Origin of the sequence: Microcoleus sp. AT8-B5 (genome assembly GCF_036705565.1) — a bacterium.
GTDB lineage: Bacteria > Cyanobacteriota > Cyanobacteriia > Cyanobacteriales > Microcoleaceae > Microcoleus.
This window is the reverse complement of record NZ_JAUBUY010000005.1, coordinates 83,997-101,490: the sequence shown is the minus strand read 5'-3', so window position 1 is coordinate 101,490 and position 17,494 is coordinate 83,997. Positions and strand designations below refer to the sequence as shown.

The following is a 17,494-nucleotide window of genomic DNA, read 5'->3' as shown; positions in this document are numbered from 1 at the left end:
ATTTTTTTAGTCGGGATTGATTTTTCAATTAAATTAAACAGTGGTGTATTTAACTTTGATATTTGGGCGGGCGGGACGCCCATACCACAAGGATTTGAGTTGTTTTCAGGATCGGGTTCTTAACCCAGATTTTCAGGCCCGCACGCCAGCCCGATCGATCTCAAGGATGATTTGCCGACGAAATTGTTACAAAACTTAATAAATCTTTTTTTGGCTAAGAATTGGGCAGTCGTGCGATCGAACACAACTACAAAACCTCGAATTTTTGATTAACTGAGATGTTGCACGATTCTCGCTTAACAGGCTTTTCGGCCTGTTCCACAAGAAAATTCACTCTTTGTGGAACAGGCCGAAAAGCCTGTTCATAAAAAGCTTATTGAGAATGGTGCAACATTTCAGATTAACCAACTTAGCCTACCCGCCGCTGACGGGAGGGATGAGGACAACTTCGTCACCGTCTTGGAGGATGGTATCGGGGGAGACGAATTCCAGGTTGAGGCCGAAGCGGGTGCGATCGCGCCATTGTTCTAATTGAGGATATTGGGCGATCGAGCTTTCGAGCACTTGAGACACTGGGGTTTCGGGAGGAAGTTCTAATGTAAGTTCCGAAACGCCGTAGGCTTCACCGAAGGCGGCGAACAGTTTAACGGTGATGGTAATCGAAGAGTTAGACACGGCTGTTGAGTGCGATCGACGGTTTGGCAATTATCAACTACACCATACAATTAATTAGTAATTAGGCGCGCCGAGGCTTAGAATTGAAAGCGGCAACCTCTAGTTAAGTTTTACCCCACCGGGTAAAGATGATAGTTGATTGCAGCAAAAAGTCTTAACAGGATTGTATGCCGATCGCTCTCACCAACCAGGTGTTAGAAGCAGTTTGCATCCACTTAGATGCAGCTAGCTAAGGTCTAGTTGGCTGCTGTTGAGGCTAATGCGAGAATATTTTTTGAGGATGCGGTATAGATACTTTACGGTAATTGTGGGAGAGTACAAAAAGCTCGCACTACATTTAGCAGGCAACAACGCAGACAAGGCCCTGTCAACCCGCTTTTCCTGACAAAAAATCAGGTTATAAAGTGTGGATTGGAATTGCCAAACCTTTGCCATGCTTAGCAAGCTACCCGTTCTATCTAAGAAGAATACTGAAGTTAACGCGATAGAAATATATGGCAAATAACGATTTTAAAGTGCTTCAGATTATTGAAGCTAAAGGCTGGTATGCCTTTGGCAGTACCAAGCAAAGCCAGCACGTTGAGAGATGGGTAAGACCTGTAGTGTGTTGGGTTTTAATAGAAGATAAAAAAAAGCGACGGGTTGTGACAGCTACCGCTAGCTATCAAATCCAGATTGACGACAAAGAAGTCGAGTTTTTTGCCCACGAAAGCGAAATTCAAGATATGGAGAGTCTCCCGAAGTCTGTCTCGGTGTCAGAATTTCTGAAAACAGAAGATTGAGAGAAGGGCCAAAGGAGATAATTTAACAAGTTATTAATTATTCCTTAGTGATTCCTTAAACTTGCTGTCGGATTCTATTGGAATTAGAGGCAGAATCTCTACATTGGGGAGAGGGGCAGAGGGGGACAGGGGGAGAATTTATAGTTTTGCCTTGCCTTCTGCATCTTGTCTCCAATGCCTGAAGTAGCCCAAAAAATAAAGAGGCCGGAAGATTGGTGGCATTGCCAACACGCTTCCGACCTTGCTGAATAACAGGGTATGCATATGTTTTTAAAGTATGGCAGGGAGGCTTTTGAGATATCAAGAGGACTATTGCAATCACCCACTTTTGCTTTCAGGCTGTGTTTGCGAGGCTCCTATTATTTTAGACTGAGAATTTGAAAATTGAGAGAGGGGAGGCTTACAGGTTAAGGATTCTAGCTATTTATCTGTAGCGGGTGCTACAAAAAATTGTGGCATTGGCGGACGATCGCACTTTCTCGCTAAATTGTTTGCACTCAAAGCCCAAAGTTCGATCGTCCCCTGCAACTGCTGCGACTTCAAACTCCACTAACAACAGGTTCACGCTTCTGCTGCGACATCCGCCGCCCCAGCAGGGCCATCCGCACGCCACCGGCTGGCCCTAAAGTCACCCCTCGGCGTTTGGCCTGTACGGGCTTTTTCTCGGCCAATACTAGGTCGAAATCCCGCAAAATGGTTGCCAGCACCAGTTTCATCTCCAACTGCGCCAGCGCCAAGCCGATACAGCGGCGGCTGCCGCCTCCAAAGGGCAAATACTCGTAAGGCGAGAATTGCCTCTCCAAAAACCGTTCCGGTTTAAATTGCAGCGGTTCTGGATATAAATCCTCCCGTCTGTGGGTCAAATAAATTGAGGCGAAAACAACCGTGCCCGGTTCGAGTTGATGTCCCATCAGTTCCACGGGCGATCGTACCACTCGCGGAAACGTCAGCATTCCCACCGGGTAAATTCGCAGCGTTTCCTGACAAACTGCACTCAGATAAGGCAAGCGGGAAATCTCCATCGGATCGGGATTTTCCCCCAAACTGTCCAATTCTTGCAGCAACTTCTGGCGCACCGAGGGCAAACTGTGAATCCAGTAAAATGCCCAAGCTAGGGCAGTTGCTGTGGTTTCGTGGCCTGCAAACAGCAGCGTCATCAACTCGTCGCGCAATTCTTCATCGGTCATTGGTTGCCCGTTTTCGTCGCGCGCGGCCATCATTAAGCTGAGAATGTCGGTGCGGTTGGCATCAGGTTGCAGTCTGCGTTCTGCAATTTCGCCGTCCATCAGTTCGTTAATTTTCCGCTGCTGCTGTTTCATCCGTCCCCAAGGACTCCAGGGCCCCCAATCTTGCTGCATCCAGCCTAGAAACAGCATACTCGATCGCAAAGGAGAGCCGATCGTATCGATAATCGCAGCCAGCAGCGGGGACAGTTGCTGCAACCGTGGCCCGTCATCCAGACCGAAGACAGCCTGCAAGATTACCCGCATGGTGACTTCCTGCATGGCGCTGCGGGCAACAAAAGGTCGATCGACAGACCATTTGCAGGCAACATCTCGAGCGATATCGCAAATTAGTTGGCCGTAATTCCGCATCCGTTCCCCATGAAAAGGTGGCATTAATAATTGGCGATCGCGTTTGTGCTTTTCTCCAGAGAGCACAATCATGGATTGTTCTCCCAGCAAGGGTTTAAGAATACCGTTGATCTCGCCTGGAGCGTCAAAAGCTTTGCTGTTGAACATTTCCTGGATGGCTTGCGGGTTGTGGATCATCACGAATGGTTTGAGCTTGCCCCATCGAGTCGTGAAAATCTCCCCGTACTTTTTGGCAGATAGATCCAGGTATGTCAGCGGATCGCCAATCCATTGAATTAGCTGCACGAAGCGGGGGCTTTTGGGGCCGTCAGGTAGTGTCATAGGAATTACCGGGGTTTGGGTCACAGGACTTAGCAGTATCAAAAAACTTCAAAGGGTTTGAAGGTTTATTCAATCCCTCCCAACCCTTGTTTTTAAGGGGAGAATTGTGTAATTCCCATCTCCAATAATTTTAATCGCTTATTCTCGAACTGTGCTCAAAATATCCTCTCCAAGCTCTGTAAAACGAACAGTTTTGATTTGCCAAGGAGCATAACTGGTTAAAGTTTGGCGCACGCCCCCGAACAAACCTAACATTTGACAACTGGACAAATTTTGCAATTTCTGCCGCGAATTTCCGGAGGCTCGCAGATCCACGGTAGCTATTCCGAGGTCGCGATCGATCTTGAGGCGATAGCCAGCCAAACCAAGACTATCGAAAATCTGCTGCTTTAACACTTCATTAACCGCCGATGACATTAACTGGTTCTCTGGGCCTGTAACTGTTTCCGGCTTCAGATTTTGACATAAATTATCTACCTTATAAACCGTAACGGTGGCAGTATTTTCTGAGAGGGTAGCACTGCCTAAAACTGAGGCAACAGATTTATAAGGCTGCGTTAATTGACTCGATCGAGCCTCAATTTGATTTCCCGTTAGCTGTAGGTGTTGGAACTGAGGGGCGCTTCGGGAGAGTTGGCTCTGGTTTTCGGTTGAGGTAGCTGCATCTGAGGTAGAACAACCGCTACCGCCTATCAAAATTAACCAAACGCCTAAATATCCTAACTGTTTGCAGATACGGTTCATAGTTTTTAATACTCAACTAAACTTCAGTGTACGGAGGGTGAACTTTGGTAGTAGAAAGCATTTAGTCCCTGATTACACTCACTTAGAAGTATTTCTAGGTATCCGTAATACGGAGATGAAAACAAGTTAAGAGTTCTGGTCAATACCTTCATTTTCACGTTCGATCGATCGGGCACAGGAAGTATTAGTCCTCATTTGTGCAACCCTGCCGTCTCGGTATCGCAGCAGATCGAGCTAGGGACTTCGATCGCAAAGTGATATCAAATACCGTGTCAGTAGGTGTGATGTACCGTTGCAATTCGAGCAATTCCAATATCTGAGGTAAAGAGCCTCTTTCCGGTTTGCGACAGCCCGAGCTGGATTAGTAGTAATGAGGACAGAATTCAGACTGGCGCGCGCATTTTAAGCTCGGTTTCGGAGCGCCTTTTTAACAGCGCCGATAATCGCGGTTAGAGGGAATGTCCAAGTCGCGAACAATATCAAAACTTACGGATCAAAAGCAAAGAAACCGGGTTGTTTAACCAGGCATAAGGGCTGCAACGAAGTGTTTTCGTAAAAAAAACTGGTTTCTGGTCAAGTCGCGAATCACATAATTCCTCAGTCAGCGGATCTGTAACGAACAGGCGTGTCAAGGGTGTTATCGCAGCATTCGGTGATTTTTGTGTCGCATCCCATCAAAAAGAGTGAGAACATCATGAAACAGCAATTATGGACAAAAGTTTTGGCGGCAACAGCCATCGCCCTCAGCGGCCTGACGGTTGCTTCTGAACCGAGTTACGGTCGGCGAGCGTCGGGGGAAAGTGGATTTTGGTGCAATACCTCGACTGGTGCGCCGGTGACGGTGTACCAAAACGCTCAAGGTGCTGTAGAGCCTTGGATTGAGTGGACTTCCGATTATTTCTCCGGTTCTGGCTACGATCCGGCAACTCGGTGTCAATTAGTGAGTCAACGCCTCGAAACCTATCGCCGCCAACGAATGCTTAAGTACATTACAGCAGGCCAAATGAACGGCCAGAACGTCATCTGCACGGCGAATCAAGTCAATGGGCGGTGTCAAAATTTGATTTATACCCTCAGACCCGGCCAAGACCCGATCGGCTCTTTGTATAATTTGTTGGCTTGGCGCCAAGGATATGTCGGGATGCCGTCTTTTGATGAGACCAGTAAAATTCCTTACATTGATGTCAGGAAAAAGCTAGGGGAAAACACGGATGATGAGGTGCAACAGCCTTCTTTTTCTCCGCCGTCGGGACAGCCTTAAAGATGGGCAAATTTTCCATCCCGTCACCAATTCCAAGGATTGAGGTGGAAAGTTTGGCGCGTCATTCGATTTTAGATTTTAGATTTGAGATTTTGGATGTTGGAGGCGACCCCACGGATAAATTCGGGGGCTTGAGGATTTTAGATTTTAGGATCGCGAATTAAATAATTTACACTCTTGAAAGTGGGTTGGGCCTGAAAGCCCGCCCTTTCTGGACGGGCTTTCAGGCCCATCCCACAAGAAGCATCACGCATTCTAAGTTATTTAATTCTCATTCCTTAGATGCTTTCGATTGATTCCACGGATCAAGCACGTGGCGGATACCACCTTTGAAATTCTTCGTCAAACAGCGGTACGCATCCCGACGGGGAAATCTTCTGGTTCCGAGACGAGCGTCCGGCTGCAGGGCCAAACCTATAGGGTGCTCACTAACTAGCAGGTTGTGGCGATCGGACTTGTCACCGACGACGGCCTCCTCCACCCACTGCTAGGAGTTCTGAGGCGGCTGGGCAATACCGATCGGGCGATCGTTCTGTTTCGCAGCGCGATCGAGTATAAAATAGCACTATTCAGCCTTGAACCCGGAGCGGTGTCTGAGCCAGTGTTGGCAGTCGGCTTTCCTGGGGGTGCTGAGGTTAGGAGTTTCGCTGACCACGAATTTCAAAGGTAGTACCCGCCACGTGATTTATCTCGCGCAAGTCAATCCCAAATCGAAAATCGAAAATCCTCAAGAAAGAGCATTTATCCGTGGGGTCGCCTCTAAAATCTCAAATCTAAAATCTAAAATCGATTGACGCGGGCTTCGTTTCGGTGCCGCTAGCCAAATCTTTGCCTCAAGGTTATAGGTTGGGCTATACAAATGAGGTAAAATCGGTATGAGTGGCGACCCGATTTTTAATGCCAAAGGTTTCTTGATTGGGATTAACTGTAGGGGCAAGTATCGAGATCCAAATTTTTGCGTTTATGCTTTTGAAGAGGGAAGTGAACCAACAGCGGAATTATCGGAAAAAATGGTTAAATCCAGTTGGGGAATTCCAATTAGTATATATTGGCAGTTCGCCTCGTTTCATCTAGGGAGTTATCGATGAATGTGTGGAGTTTGCGGTTTGACGCGCTGACAATCATCTTGACAGGTGCATTAACAGTGACGGCCCTTGTCAGTCAACAATATGCTGCCTGTGCCAAAACAGCAGAAGAAATTGCCCAGCTAGCGACCTTGACAACTGTGGAAGTCAACAATACGCTGGGTTTTTTTGCTAGTGGTTCGGGAGTAATTATTGCCAAACAGGGTAATATTTACACTGTTTTGACAGCTAATCATGTAGTGGCAAGCCTCGCTCAAAAATACAGCATTCGCACTCATTTAGAGAAGGATTATGCTGCGATTAGAATACAGCGCCTACCGAAAAATGACACGGATATAGACTTGGCTTTGATCCAGTTTCAGAGCCGAGAACAGTATCCAGTAGCACCAATGGGCGAGTCAGAACGTGCTGTTGTTGGTTCTGCTATTTACGTTTCTGGCTATCCGCTGCCAATTTCGGGAGTTGAACGAAAACTTGAGTTTACTACTGGTATCATCTCTTCTCGCTTGGGCAGCGCCTCATCAGGGTATCGTCTGCGCTACCAAGCTGTAACCAGGCGCGGGATGAGCGGCGGGCCTGTATTTAATGCTGATGGCAGGGTAATAGGAATTCACGGTCAGGGGGATACTGTTGGCACAATTAGAAGTCAGTGGAACGGTCAGATTGAGGAGATAAAAACGGGGTTAAATGCGGCAATCCCGATCGATGCTTTTATGGCATTGCTTTCACAAAACAAGCGTAACGGCTGGGACATTCTCAGCAATCTTTCTCTCAGCAGCGCCTCGGATCAAAACCAGCCGAATCGGAGTTATGGAGGATTTGTATGCGATACCTCCACGGGCGAGCCGGTGACTGTGTATCAAAATCCGCAAGGGTTCAGGGAGCCTTGGATTCGCTGGAATTCTAATTTCTTTTCTAGTTCTGGCTACGATCCTTTAACTCGCTGCCAACAAGTGACTCAGCGCCTTGAGAATTATAACCGAAATAAACAGCTAAATTATGTGACGGTGGGTATAGTAAATAACCAGAAAGCGATTTGCACGAGTAGCCGCGTTAATGGGCCTTGCGAAGGTTTGATCTACACGCTGCGCCGCGATCAAGATCCGACTCCTGCACTTAGCAGTTTTTTTGTTTGGCTGCGGAATCAAAAAGCTGTGCCTTCTCTTTCTGAAAGTGGTACTGTGCTGTATATCGATGTGCGGGAACGGCTGGAACAATTTTAGATTGGCGATTTGAGATTTGAGAGGGATTAGTAATGGGTAAACACAGAACCCGGATTTATTAAAAAACTCCGGGTTCTCAAACAACTACTTATTAGCTGAAAATTTGAGAGATTTTACTTATTTATCACTGACATAAGCTGTCGCGCATTTAAATTGCATATTCGAGGCGGGCGGGACGCTAGGGCCCTACTCCCCACAAGACTTTGATTGTTTTTTGACAGACAATTTAAAGGCCGCAACAGCTTAATAGAACTCATGATTTTTTGGAACACGGAAGCTATAAAATTACTATTATATTAATCCAATTCAAATTTTTCCGGTATCAAGCATGACAGCAACTACCCCGCAGGCAACGTCAACAACGCCCGCTTTTTGCGAAGGCATTCAATATTTTTCTGAAACAGTCCCTGGTTTTGATACTTATGGGAAAACACCTGCGATCGCCGAGGGGAGCAAGTCGATCGCCGATTCTGCCGATCCCGTCGCCGTCTTTCAAACGATGCTGGGAGCAGACGCCCTGCGCTACCTGACGCTACAAGTCACCGCTAGCAAGGCATCGGGACATCCGGGGGGTTTTGCTAGCCAAGCTGAGGCCTATGCCGCTTTGGTGATGCTCGGACACAAAAACATTGTCACCGAAGTCGGCCATCACGCCCCCGGCTTTTACAGCGCCATGTTTCTCGATCGATCTTTGGAGGATATGGGAATTGTTAACGTGCAGCAAGTACGCGATAAATTCCGAGAAAAAGACGGTTTGTTAGGACATCTTTCCGGTTTCATTCCCGGCCTTTTAGCACCGGCCGGCCCCCTCGGACAAGGGCAGCATTTCGCAATGGCGGGAGCGCTTTTGCACCGCGAAAAACTGTTTGCTTTCACAATGGGCGACGGCGGCATGGGCGAACCCTATCCGATGAGCAGTATGGCGCATTTCCACACTGCTTATCCGAGTGTTACTAACTTTTTGCCTGTGTTGGTTTGGAACGGATATTCTCAGGAACATCACAGCATGGTTTCGACTAAAACTAATGCTGAAATGATTGCTTATTGGCAAGGCAACGGTTTTGAAGAAGTTATCTTAGTTGATGCTAAGGAATTTGACGATAAAAATCAACCGGAAGATTATGTGGACAGCACTGCTTTTTCGCTCGAACAGCGGATGGCATTTACCAAAGCTGTTTTACAAGGAGTAGACAAAGCGGCAAAATCTGCTCTCGGCGGCAAATTAACTGCGTTTATTATCAAACAGTTGAAAGGTGCCGGCGTCCACGCGCGCGGAGCAAAATCTCACAACCTTTATCCGAAAGATACGCTGGATGCTCCGCACATTGTCAGTGCTTTAAAAGAGCGCGCTTTAACTGCTGCTGCTTGGCAATTGGTGCGGACAAATTGCGAGCGTGCGGGCGGCGGGCCGGCGGCGAAAACAGTTGTGACTGAGTTTACATTGCCGCTGGCAGATTTAGGCGAATTGCCTTTAGAAGAATTTGCCGTTGGGGGAGAACCGAAGATTTCGACAACAGCAATGGGACGTTTGGTAGGGAAAGTCGGCGAGTGCGATCGGACTTTTCTTGTGACTAATGCTGACGGCAACGAAGCATCGGCAATTGCCAATATCAACCAAGCTCTAAAGATTATTCACCCAACGACAGATGACCTGTACAATCAATCGCCCAACGGTCAAGTTTACGAACCTTTGAGCGAAGATGCTTGCGCTGGTTTAGCGGTAGGTTTATCGCTATTTGGAGCGCGGAGTTTGTGGTGTTCCTACGAATCTTTTGCCATCAACGGTTTACCAATTTGGCAAACTGTAACCCAAGCAATGGCAGAATTGCGCCGTCCAACTCCGGCAACTGTCACTTTATTTACAGCGGGTGCATTGGAACAAGGCCGCAATGGTTGGACGCACCAGCGGCCGGAAATTGAGGCTTATTTTGCGGCGATGATGCGGAACGGAAATGTGTTTCCTTTGTTTCCACCGGATGCTAACAGCATTCAAGCTTGTTATGAGTGGGCTTTGACTGCTAAAAATAAGGGAGTTGTGATTACTGCAAGCAAGTCGCCGCTGCCAATTCGCACTACTCTTGAACAGACTCGCCAAGGTTTGCAAGACGGTGGAATAGTGCTGCACGAAATAGCAGGAGATAAGACAGTTGTGTTTGCAGTTGTCGGCGACATGACGTTAATGCCAGTGTTTGAAGCTGCGGCATTTTTGGAAACAGAAGGGATTGGAGTGCGAATTGTTTCTGTTGTGAATCCCCGGCGTTTGTATCGTGCTAGCGATGTTGCTTGGGATACTTGTTCGGAAGCTGACGGCGGCTTTTTGAGCGATGAGAAATTTGCCGAATTGTTTGGCGGAGATGCCTTGATTGGCGTGACAGGCGGTGCTTCTGGGATGTTGGAACCTGTGATGCTCCGCAGCAATTGCCAGCGGGATACTTTCGCTTGGAAGCGGGGGGAAACTACTGCTAGTGCTGGTCAGTTGATGGCGTTTAATGGGTTGACTGCTGAGGCGTTGACTAAAAGGGCGATCGAGCTAGTTCATTAAGTTAGAATGTGAGTGAATGCCCCTGCCTGGTTTGTACTGGGTAGGGGCTAGTAATATTTAAAATAGGATGGTGATACCTATGACAGCAAAAATTTTAGAAGAAATAGGTACGCTTGCAGAACAGCGATTGATTCTCCCTGGTTACTATAGTTGGGAGCAATTTGAGGAGCTCGAATCTTTGATGGCCGACTCTCCGGGTTTGCGGATAACTTATCTTGATGGGTGGATCGAGTTTATGACAGTGGGCGAAGAACATGAAAGCTTTAAAAAAGCGATCGCTATATTACTGGAAGCATACTTTTTTGAACTCGGAATTGAATTCTTTCCTGTAGGGAGTGCAACTCGCAGAGACCGGGCAAGAGATGTATCATTTGAACCAGACGAGTCTTATTATATAGGTTCAAGAAAAGAGCATCCCGATTTAGCCGTGGAAGTAACGATTACTAGCGGTAGCACAAATAAATTAGCTAAATATCTGCGACTTCGCATTGCTGAAGTTTGGTTTTGGGAAAATAATCTGCTTGCTGTCTATCGGCTGCGCGAGGATGATTACGAGCAAGTTTCAAGAAGTGAGTTTTTGCCGGAGTTGGATTTAGCATTGTTGGTACGCTGCGTTTTAATGCCTTCAATAATTGAGGCAAGGACAGAGTTTATTAATGGAATTCGGCAAGTGGGTTGAATGCTGAGGAGTTGGTAAAAAGTGCGATCGACCTGATTGGTTAAGTTATAATGCGAGAATCTCCCAGTTTTTAGCCGGGAGAATTTCTACTTTTTCCTAACTTCCAACTATACAATCATGACAGCAAAAGTTTTAGAAGAAATAGTTACGCTTGCGGAACAGCGATTGGTTCTCCCTGGTTATTATACTTGGGAGCAATTTGAGGCGCTCGAATCTTTAATGGCAGATTCTTCTGGTTTGCGGATAACTTATCTTGATGGGTGGATCGAGTTTATGACACTGGGTGAAGCACATGAGACAATCAGTTGTCTTCTTAATTTTTTGCTACAACTCTACTTTTGTGAAAGGGGAATTGAATATATTCCTGTAGGAAGCGCAACTCGCAGAGACCGGGCAAGAGATGTATCCTTTGAACCAGACGAGTCTTATTATATAGGTTCAAGAAAAGAGCATCCCGATTTAGCCGTGGAAGTAACGATTACTAGCGGTAGCACAAATAAACTCGCTAAGTATCTGCGACTTCGCATTCCGGAAGTCTGGTTTTGGGAAAATAATCAGTTGGCTGTGTATGGGTTGCGGGATGATAATTATGAGCAAGTTTCAAGAAGTGAGTTGCTGCCGGAATTGGATTTAGAATTGCTGGTACGCTGCGTTTTAATGCCTTCAAGGATTGAGGCTAGGACAGAGTTTCTTAATGGAATTCGGCAAGTGGGTTGAATGCTGAGGAGTTGGTAAAAAGTGCGATCGTCTACGAGAGCTTCCCTAACGACTTGATTGGTTAAGCTAAAATGTGACAGTCAACCATTGGCTCTCACAAAAAACCTTTGCGCGATCGGCTCCAAGGATTTGTTAGACTGGTATGTGTAAAGTTACTAAGCTCAGAAATATGAAAATTTATAACTTTGATATTAAATCTTTTAGAATCGGAATTATTCCTATCTCTCTTCTCTTAATCTGCGTGAATCTGCGTCAATCCATTGTCATCTGCGGTTAAAAATTTCTCTTTTTTTCACCGCAGATGAGGGCAGATAAACACAGATTAAACTTTTGCGCGTTTAAATTGCATATTCGGGACGGGTTCGCGTGCCCATCCCACAATAATTTGAGTGATTTTTGACACACAATTTAAATGGAGAACAGCTTAACGCAGATGAATTAGATAAATTATAGTGGCACCGTCTGTGATTGTTGACTATTGACTCGATTTTACGCCCGACGCTGAAGCGCGGATTTGATTTGTTAGCTGGGAATGTAGCGAGAGTGCTAGAGATTGTGCTGCGACGGGACATTAATATTGTGTGAAATATGTGTCTTAATTTTATTGAGTTTTTTCCCCGCAAGCCATCAACCAAAAACTCATCATAGATCGATCGCCCGCAGCTACAAACTCATCCCGCGAAACCAGATAGCTTTCTATTTCCGACTCTGAAATCAACCCTTGTTTGACCATTTGCAAAATGGGCCCGGAGTCAAGTAAAGGTTGGAACGCTTCAATTCCTATTATATCGCTGTGGCTGACAACGGCTTCTAAATCAACGCTAACAAACCCAGCTTCTTGGAGAATGCGGCACAGATTTCGCCCGACGCATAAATTGCCGCCCCGCGATGCGATTACCTGCTTGAATTTCTCCCTGACAATCTCGACTGACAACGGTGGATTTGTCAGCCAAAACAGATCCGCGTCGCTATCAATAATCACCAGTTTTCCCCCAGGCTTCAAGATGCGGAATATTTCTTTAGCTGCTGCGACGGGCTCTGGGAGGTGAACGAACAGCAAACGGGCGATCGCAAAATCGAAAGTGTTAGCCGCCAAACCAGTATCCGCAACCGATGCTTGGATGCGATTTACTCGATCGCCCCCTTTATCCTGCAAATATGCTACTGCTTTTTCGTGCAGTACCGGGTCAATTTCTACCGCTGTTACCGAACTGTTTGGCAGCAATTCTAACAGTTTTTCGGTGAAAAATCCAGGCCCGCTACCTGCTTCTAAAACATTCATCCCGTCGGCTAAACCGAACCACTTTAAATTGCGCGCTTCCTTTTCCCAACTGAGGAGAACTTGAGCTTTTAACCGTTGAATTTCTGCGTCAATTTCCAGATTGTACGTGTTTGCTTGATACGAACCTTCTGCTGGCATGAAATTATCCTTATTCTTACTAGGATACCAGGATTATAATAGAAATATAATCAAATCTCCGATCGAGTTATCTGTGCGTAAGATCGTTTCCGGTGGCATGGGAATGATTTAACCACAGAGGACGCTCCAGAACGCAGAGTTCGAGAAGAGAGAGATGAATACAGGACGAGGAAGTGCGGATTTTGCAACACAATCATCAGAATTGCGCTAAAGCGCAATTCTCGTTGCCGACATCCACAACTACATTTGGCGGACAGATGCAGGACGGAAACCCGGTAATTCCTCTATTGTAAGAAGATGACGGATTACCTAAACTCAAGATGCTGATTTTCCCGCATCCCTTACTATTTTTATTTTATGCACTATGCCCAAAACTCTAGCTCAATCTGAAAAACGAACCTTTTTAGTTGTGGATGACCATGCGATGGTGTTAGGTGGCACGCTTAACATTCTGAAGCAAGAATATCCAGAGGCAGAGATTCTGACGGCTTCGACGGCTCAGGCTGCCCTTGAGCAAATAGCGCAGAGAACCCCGGATTTGGTGATTGTGGATCTGGTGATGCCAGAGACGATCGGCGAAACGGCGCAAGCGAATTCAGGGCTTCAACTTCTCAAAACGTTGATGGATAAGTATCCGAGTCTGAATATTGTGGTGCAGAGTGCCCATGTTCGGACTTTAGTTTGGCTGAAACCGTCGATCGACAATCACATGGGCGGCTTCACAGTTGTCGATAAGAGCCACCCGATCAAAGACTTGCTAGCAATGGTTGATTGGGCGCTGCACGAGCGGATTTCTACACCCAGAGAGATCCGCAATGGGCTCCAACTCAAACCCGCCTGGATGCAGGTGTTGCAATTTGCTTTTCACGAGAGCTTGCAGGATACTGCGATCGCCAAACGGATGAATGTTTCTGAACGCACTGTGCAGTGTTACTGGAGTAAGATTCGAGATGTGCTAGATGTGCATACCGAAAATGACAAAAATCTGCGGATTCAAACGGAAGTGCGAGCTAGGGAACAAGGATTGATTGATTAGGCCTCGACCGAATACCAAGTCCAGAACAGGCAAGATGCCTGTTCCACAAGAATTATTGGAGATGTCTATTATTGAAGCCCGATCGAGAACAAGCAGTGAAAGCAGATATCTCGACTTGGCGGCGCGGCTCGCTTCCAGGGTTGATGGTGATTGTCGCTGTGATGATGGCTAGATTGAGCGGTGCGCTTCAGTTTTGGGAGTTGGTTGCGTTCGATCGATTTCTGCGGCTGCGTCCTCCTGAGCCAATGGATGAACGGATTGTAATTGTCGGCATCACTGAGGAGGATATTCAACGCGCTAGAACTTATCCGATTCCTGATCGCGACATTGCCGATTTACTCAAACGCTTGCAGGTCTATCAACCGATCGCGATCGGGCTGGATATTGTCCGCGATATTCCGGTTGAACCGGGTAATGCTGAACTGACATCGGTGTTTCGCAGCAGCAAGAATACGATCGGAGTGGAGATTGCACTGCCCGATCGCAGTGGCTTTACCGTCGCACCTCCGCCCGCGCTACCACCCGAACAGGTTGGCTTTGCAGATTTCGTACTCGATGCGGATGGCTACCAGCGTCGCAGTTTATTGGGCACTAACAACGATCGACAGGAATACCGTTTTTCCTTCGCAATCCGGCTGGCACAACTCTATTTAGCAACCCGAGGAATTAAGTTAGGTAATGGAATTCGCGATCGGGAGGCGAAGCGCTTTGGCAGCATTGAATTGACCAGAGTGCAGTCAAACTCTGGCGGATATGTGGGGGCGGATGCAGGCGGGAACCAAATTTTGCTGAATGTTCGCAGCGGGACAATGCCGTTTCGCCTGCTTTCTCTCTCGCAAATCAAATCGGGACAGGTCAACCCGGATTGGATTCGAGGCAAAATTGTGCTGATTGGGATGATGTCTTTTAGCGCGAAGGATTTGGCAAGTTCAGGTGCGATCGCAGGTATCAATCCCGGACGGATTTACGGAGTCGAAATGCAGGCCCACGAAACCAGCCAGATGATTAGCGCGGTGCTCGATCGGCGACCGTTGCTTCAGGTTTGGGGGGAGGGCTGGGAAACGCTCTGGATTGCGGTCTGGGGACTCTTGGGGATGAGTTTGGGACAATTTCTGCGATCGCCCTGGAAAATTGTGATCGGGCTCTTAATCGCTAGTATTACCCCGATCGCGCTCTGTTACTGGTTCATTCTTTTGGGATGGTGGGTGCCAATCGTACCTGTATTGCTCGTACTCGTGTTGAATGGGGTTGGGTTGACGGCAGCGTTATTTTATCGCCACGAACAGGAACTCCGACTGCGCTTGGAGGAACGTCAATTTGCGATCGAACAAACTTTTAATGCGATTCATAGCGGGCCTTTACAAACATTAGTGGTGATTTTGAGAACAGTTGGGGAGCAAGATCCGCCGCCGCCGTTTCTACCGGAGTTGCAACGCTTGAATCAAGAATTGCGGGCAGTTTACGGCTCAGTGCAGCGAGAAGCGATCGCCGATGAACCGCATTTGCGAATGGGAAGTGCGATCGAATTAGCCCTGCAGGCTCCACTGCATGAATTGCTCTACAAAGTCTATTGCAACACGTTAGAACAAGAACTGCCTTACCTCAAAACGCTCAAATTCAAAATTGTGCAGTTCGATCCTTTGAACACCTCGCATCTGCGGTTGGAACACAAGCGAGCACTCTGCCGCTTTCTGGAAGAAGCGCTCTGCAATGTGGGGAAACACGCGATCGAAGCCACTCGCTTGACCGTAATTTGCACTCAGGAGGGCGATCGGCAGGTGATTCGGGTGGCGGATAATGGTAGGGGAAAACCGTCTCAGTCAGAAACGCTTAGCTTGGCCCAAATGGATCGAGACAGGGAGATAACCGAAGATCCAAACCCTAAACTTCAACCTTCAGGATTAGGAACCCAGCTTGCAAAGAACTTAGCCAAACAGTTAGGCGGAGCATTTCGGCGCTACCCGAATCAACCGAAGGGGACAGTGTGCGAGTTAACCTGGTCAGCAAAACGGCGGTGGTTCTGGTAATTGGTTGGGTTCACCCTTGTCAAATCCGAGCTAATTGAGATGAGATATTGCAGCATTCTCAATTAGCCGTAGGGGCGGGTTCACCAACAATATCTAACAAGTACCCACAATCTAAATAAACCCGCCCCCACCCAACAGTAAATCGCAATCTACCTCTTTTAAGATACAAGGAACGGGTTCGCCAACAGTCAAAAACGTAGCAAATAGGGAATGAGAATTAAATAACTTCCACTCTTGAAAGTGGGATGGGCTCTTATAGCCCGTCATGAGTGGACGGGCTATAAGAGCCCATCCCACAATAACAATTAAAATTGTAAGTTATTTAATTCGCGATCCTAGGTTAAATAAACCCGCCCGACTCCGAATAACCCCCAAATCGATCGTGCTGCAAGATGTCATATCTAACTGACATCTTGTACCAATGTCAGCAAGGGGATTTTTCATGGGGCAGGGCGGGTTTATTTAACCGGTCTGCAAGCTTTAAGGCCCTTGGCGAACCCGCCCCTACGGCTTGCTGACACCAATATCTTTGCACCTTCCCGCAAAGGACGCTTGCGGGTAGTCCTCTATTGTGTTTGTGTATTGTTGATTACTGTAGAAATAGTTACAGAGGGGATTGCGATGATGACTCACGAGTTGAAGCGTCGAACCGTTTACTCTGCGGGCCTTGCGAGTTTAATGCTGAGTGTTTCGTTCTGGATCGCTCCTGTAGCGCTGGCACAATACACTCCTCCTGAAAACCCTTCTAAACCGAAAGAAACGGGGACGAATACCACTCGCGGGGGCAGTTGCGAAGCTAATTCATCGGCGAGATTGACTGCCTTAGTGCCGTTTAGCCATGTGGGACAGACGATTTCTGGGCATCCGACTTTTACCTGGTTTGTACCCGATCGCACTTCTCGTCCGTTGCAATTGAGGCTGTTTGCTCGATCGGGACAACTGCTTTACAGAACCGAGATCCAGAGTCAGCCGGGAATAATGTCCGTTGCTTTGCCTTCAAATGGGCCCCAACTGTCGATCGGGCAATCCTATCAGTGGCAAGTGGTGTTGGTGTGCGATCCGAATGTTCCTTCGAGGAATGTCGTGGCGGCGGCAGAAATCCAAGTCGTTGCGCCTGCTGCATCGTTGCAGACTCAACTTGCAGCGGCGCAAACTCCCCAACAGCGGATCGACCTGTATGCGGAGTCTGGGCTGTGGTATGACGCGATCGCGGAAGCGCGGAAAGCCTCTGAGACTTCTCAAAACCAAGCGGCTGTGCTGGAATTGCTAGATTCTCTTGCTAGTTCGGAAGCCGAACCTTTGAAAGATTGGAGCGATCGATTGCGACAAATTAGGGCGATCGAACAACAGCGACAATGACGGCGCTAACCCTCGCAATCCACAGACT

15 protein-coding genes are annotated in these 17,494 nt (G+C 47.4%); 10 read left to right on the top strand and 5 right to left on the bottom strand.

Going from position 1 to position 17,494, the window contains the following annotated elements; genetic code table 11:
- Positions 1 to 414 precede the first annotated feature (414 nt).
- Positions 415 to 675: a MoaD/ThiS family protein gene (locus QUB39_RS05515; protein WP_015179186.1), complete on the bottom strand. Its 261-nt coding sequence runs from the start codon at positions 673 to 675 to the stop codon at positions 415 to 417.
- Between the two features lie 494 nt (positions 676 to 1,169).
- On the opposite strand from QUB39_RS05515, the gene QUB39_RS05510 reads away from it, so the two are divergent.
- Positions 1,170 to 1,457: a hypothetical protein gene (locus QUB39_RS05510; protein WP_333054766.1), complete on the top strand. Its 288-nt coding sequence runs from the start codon at positions 1,170 to 1,172 to the stop codon at positions 1,455 to 1,457.
- Between the two features lie 424 nt (positions 1,458 to 1,881).
- Here the strand turns inward: QUB39_RS05510 and QUB39_RS05505 are convergent, their stop codons facing one another.
- The 3 genes from QUB39_RS05505 to QUB39_RS05495 form a co-directional block, all read right to left on the bottom strand.
- Positions 1,882 to 2,022, bottom strand: coding sequence for a hypothetical protein (locus tag QUB39_RS05505; protein WP_333054768.1), 141 nt, complete (start codon positions 2,020 to 2,022; stop codon positions 1,882 to 1,884).
- Positions 1,997 to 3,373 carry a cytochrome P450 gene (locus QUB39_RS05500; RefSeq protein ID WP_333054769.1) on the bottom strand — a complete coding sequence of 459 codons (1,377 nt, stop codon included), beginning with the start codon at positions 3,371 to 3,373 and terminating at the stop codon, positions 1,997 to 1,999. The genes QUB39_RS05505 and QUB39_RS05500 overlap by 26 nt, the downstream gene beginning before the upstream one ends.
- A 138-nt stretch (positions 3,374 to 3,511) precedes the next feature.
- On the bottom strand, positions 3,512 to 4,117 hold the full coding sequence (locus QUB39_RS05495) for a hypothetical protein (RefSeq protein ID WP_333054770.1): 606 nt from the start codon (positions 4,115 to 4,117) through the stop codon (positions 3,512 to 3,514).
- 694 nt (positions 4,118 to 4,811) lie between these two features.
- On the opposite strand from QUB39_RS05495, the gene QUB39_RS05490 reads away from it, so the two are divergent.
- The 6 genes from QUB39_RS05490 (at position 4,812) to QUB39_RS05465 (ending at position 11,624) form a co-directional block, all read left to right on the top strand.
- Positions 4,812 to 5,378: a COP23 domain-containing protein gene (locus QUB39_RS05490; RefSeq protein WP_333208248.1), complete on the top strand. Its 567-nt coding sequence runs from the start codon at positions 4,812 to 4,814 to the stop codon at positions 5,376 to 5,378.
- Positions 5,379 to 5,820: 442 nt separating this feature from the next.
- Complete coding sequence (locus QUB39_RS05485; RefSeq protein WP_333054772.1) at positions 5,821 to 6,048, top strand: hypothetical protein; 228 nt, start codon at positions 5,821 to 5,823, stop codon at positions 6,046 to 6,048.
- Between the two features lie 414 nt (positions 6,049 to 6,462).
- Positions 6,463 to 7,686, top strand: a complete 1,224-nt coding sequence (locus QUB39_RS05480) for a COP23 domain-containing protein (RefSeq protein WP_333208249.1) — start codon at positions 6,463 to 6,465, stop codon at positions 7,684 to 7,686.
- A gap of 328 nt (positions 7,687 to 8,014) precedes the next feature.
- Complete coding sequence (locus QUB39_RS05475) at positions 8,015 to 10,228, top strand: phosphoketolase (RefSeq protein ID WP_333208250.1); 2,214 nt, start codon at positions 8,015 to 8,017, stop codon at positions 10,226 to 10,228.
- A 79-nt stretch (positions 10,229 to 10,307) separates the two neighbouring features.
- Positions 10,308 to 10,907, top strand: a complete 600-nt coding sequence (locus QUB39_RS05470; RefSeq protein WP_333208251.1) for a Uma2 family endonuclease — start codon at positions 10,308 to 10,310, stop codon at positions 10,905 to 10,907.
- Positions 10,908 to 11,024: 117 nt separating this feature from the next.
- Positions 11,025 to 11,624: a Uma2 family endonuclease gene (locus QUB39_RS05465; RefSeq protein WP_333208252.1), complete on the top strand. Its 600-nt coding sequence runs from the start codon at positions 11,025 to 11,027 to the stop codon at positions 11,622 to 11,624.
- Between the two features lie 601 nt (positions 11,625 to 12,225).
- Here the strand turns inward: QUB39_RS05465 and QUB39_RS05460 are convergent.
- Complete coding sequence (locus QUB39_RS05460; RefSeq protein WP_333054778.1) at positions 12,226 to 13,044, bottom strand: class I SAM-dependent methyltransferase; 819 nt, start codon at positions 13,042 to 13,044, stop codon at positions 12,226 to 12,228.
- 364 nt (positions 13,045 to 13,408) lie between these two features.
- Between QUB39_RS05460 and QUB39_RS05455 the strand changes: the two genes are divergently transcribed.
- The 3 genes from QUB39_RS05455 to QUB39_RS05445 all read left to right on the top strand — a co-directional run bounded on the left by QUB39_RS05455 (position 13,409) and on the right by QUB39_RS05445 (position 17,466).
- Positions 13,409 to 14,080, top strand: coding sequence for a response regulator transcription factor (locus QUB39_RS05455; protein ID WP_333054779.1), 672 nt, complete (start codon positions 13,409 to 13,411; stop codon positions 14,078 to 14,080).
- A 71-nt stretch (positions 14,081 to 14,151) separates the two neighbouring features.
- On the top strand, positions 14,152 to 16,107 hold the full coding sequence (locus tag QUB39_RS05450) for a CHASE2 domain-containing protein (RefSeq protein WP_333208253.1): 1,956 nt from the start codon (positions 14,152 to 14,154) through the stop codon (positions 16,105 to 16,107).
- 489 nt (positions 16,108 to 16,596) lie between these two features.
- Complete coding sequence (locus QUB39_RS05445; RefSeq protein WP_333054781.1) at positions 16,597 to 17,466, top strand: DUF928 domain-containing protein; 870 nt, start codon at positions 16,597 to 16,599, stop codon at positions 17,464 to 17,466.
- Positions 17,467 to 17,494 lie beyond the last annotated feature (28 nt).

Excerpts from the sequence above, each read along its gene's own strand:
- QUB39_RS05500 (WP_333054769.1), bottom strand. The coding sequence starts at position 3,373 with ATGACACTACCTGACGGCCCCAAAAGCCCCCGCTTCGTGCAGCTAATT.
- QUB39_RS05470 (WP_333208251.1), top strand. The coding sequence starts at position 10,308 with ATGACAGCAAAAATTTTAGAAGAAATAGGTACGCTTGCAGAACAGCGA.
- QUB39_RS05460 (WP_333054778.1), bottom strand. The coding sequence starts at position 13,044 with ATGCCAGCAGAAGGTTCGTATCAAGCAAACACGTACAATCTGGAAATT.
- QUB39_RS05465 (WP_333208252.1), top strand. The coding sequence starts at position 11,025 with ATGACAGCAAAAGTTTTAGAAGAAATAGTTACGCTTGCGGAACAGCGA.
- QUB39_RS05510 (WP_333054766.1), top strand. The coding sequence starts at position 1,170 with ATGGCAAATAACGATTTTAAAGTGCTTCAGATTATTGAAGCTAAAGGC.
- QUB39_RS05490 (WP_333208248.1), top strand. The coding sequence starts at position 4,812 with ATGAAACAGCAATTATGGACAAAAGTTTTGGCGGCAACAGCCATCGCC.
- QUB39_RS05480 (WP_333208249.1), top strand. The coding sequence starts at position 6,463 with ATGAATGTGTGGAGTTTGCGGTTTGACGCGCTGACAATCATCTTGACA.
- QUB39_RS05455 (WP_333054779.1), top strand. The coding sequence starts at position 13,409 with ATGCCCAAAACTCTAGCTCAATCTGAAAAACGAACCTTTTTAGTTGTG.
- QUB39_RS05495 (WP_333054770.1), bottom strand. The coding sequence starts at position 4,117 with ATGAACCGTATCTGCAAACAGTTAGGATATTTAGGCGTTTGGTTAATT.
- QUB39_RS05475 (WP_333208250.1), top strand. The coding sequence starts at position 8,015 with ATGACAGCAACTACCCCGCAGGCAACGTCAACAACGCCCGCTTTTTGC.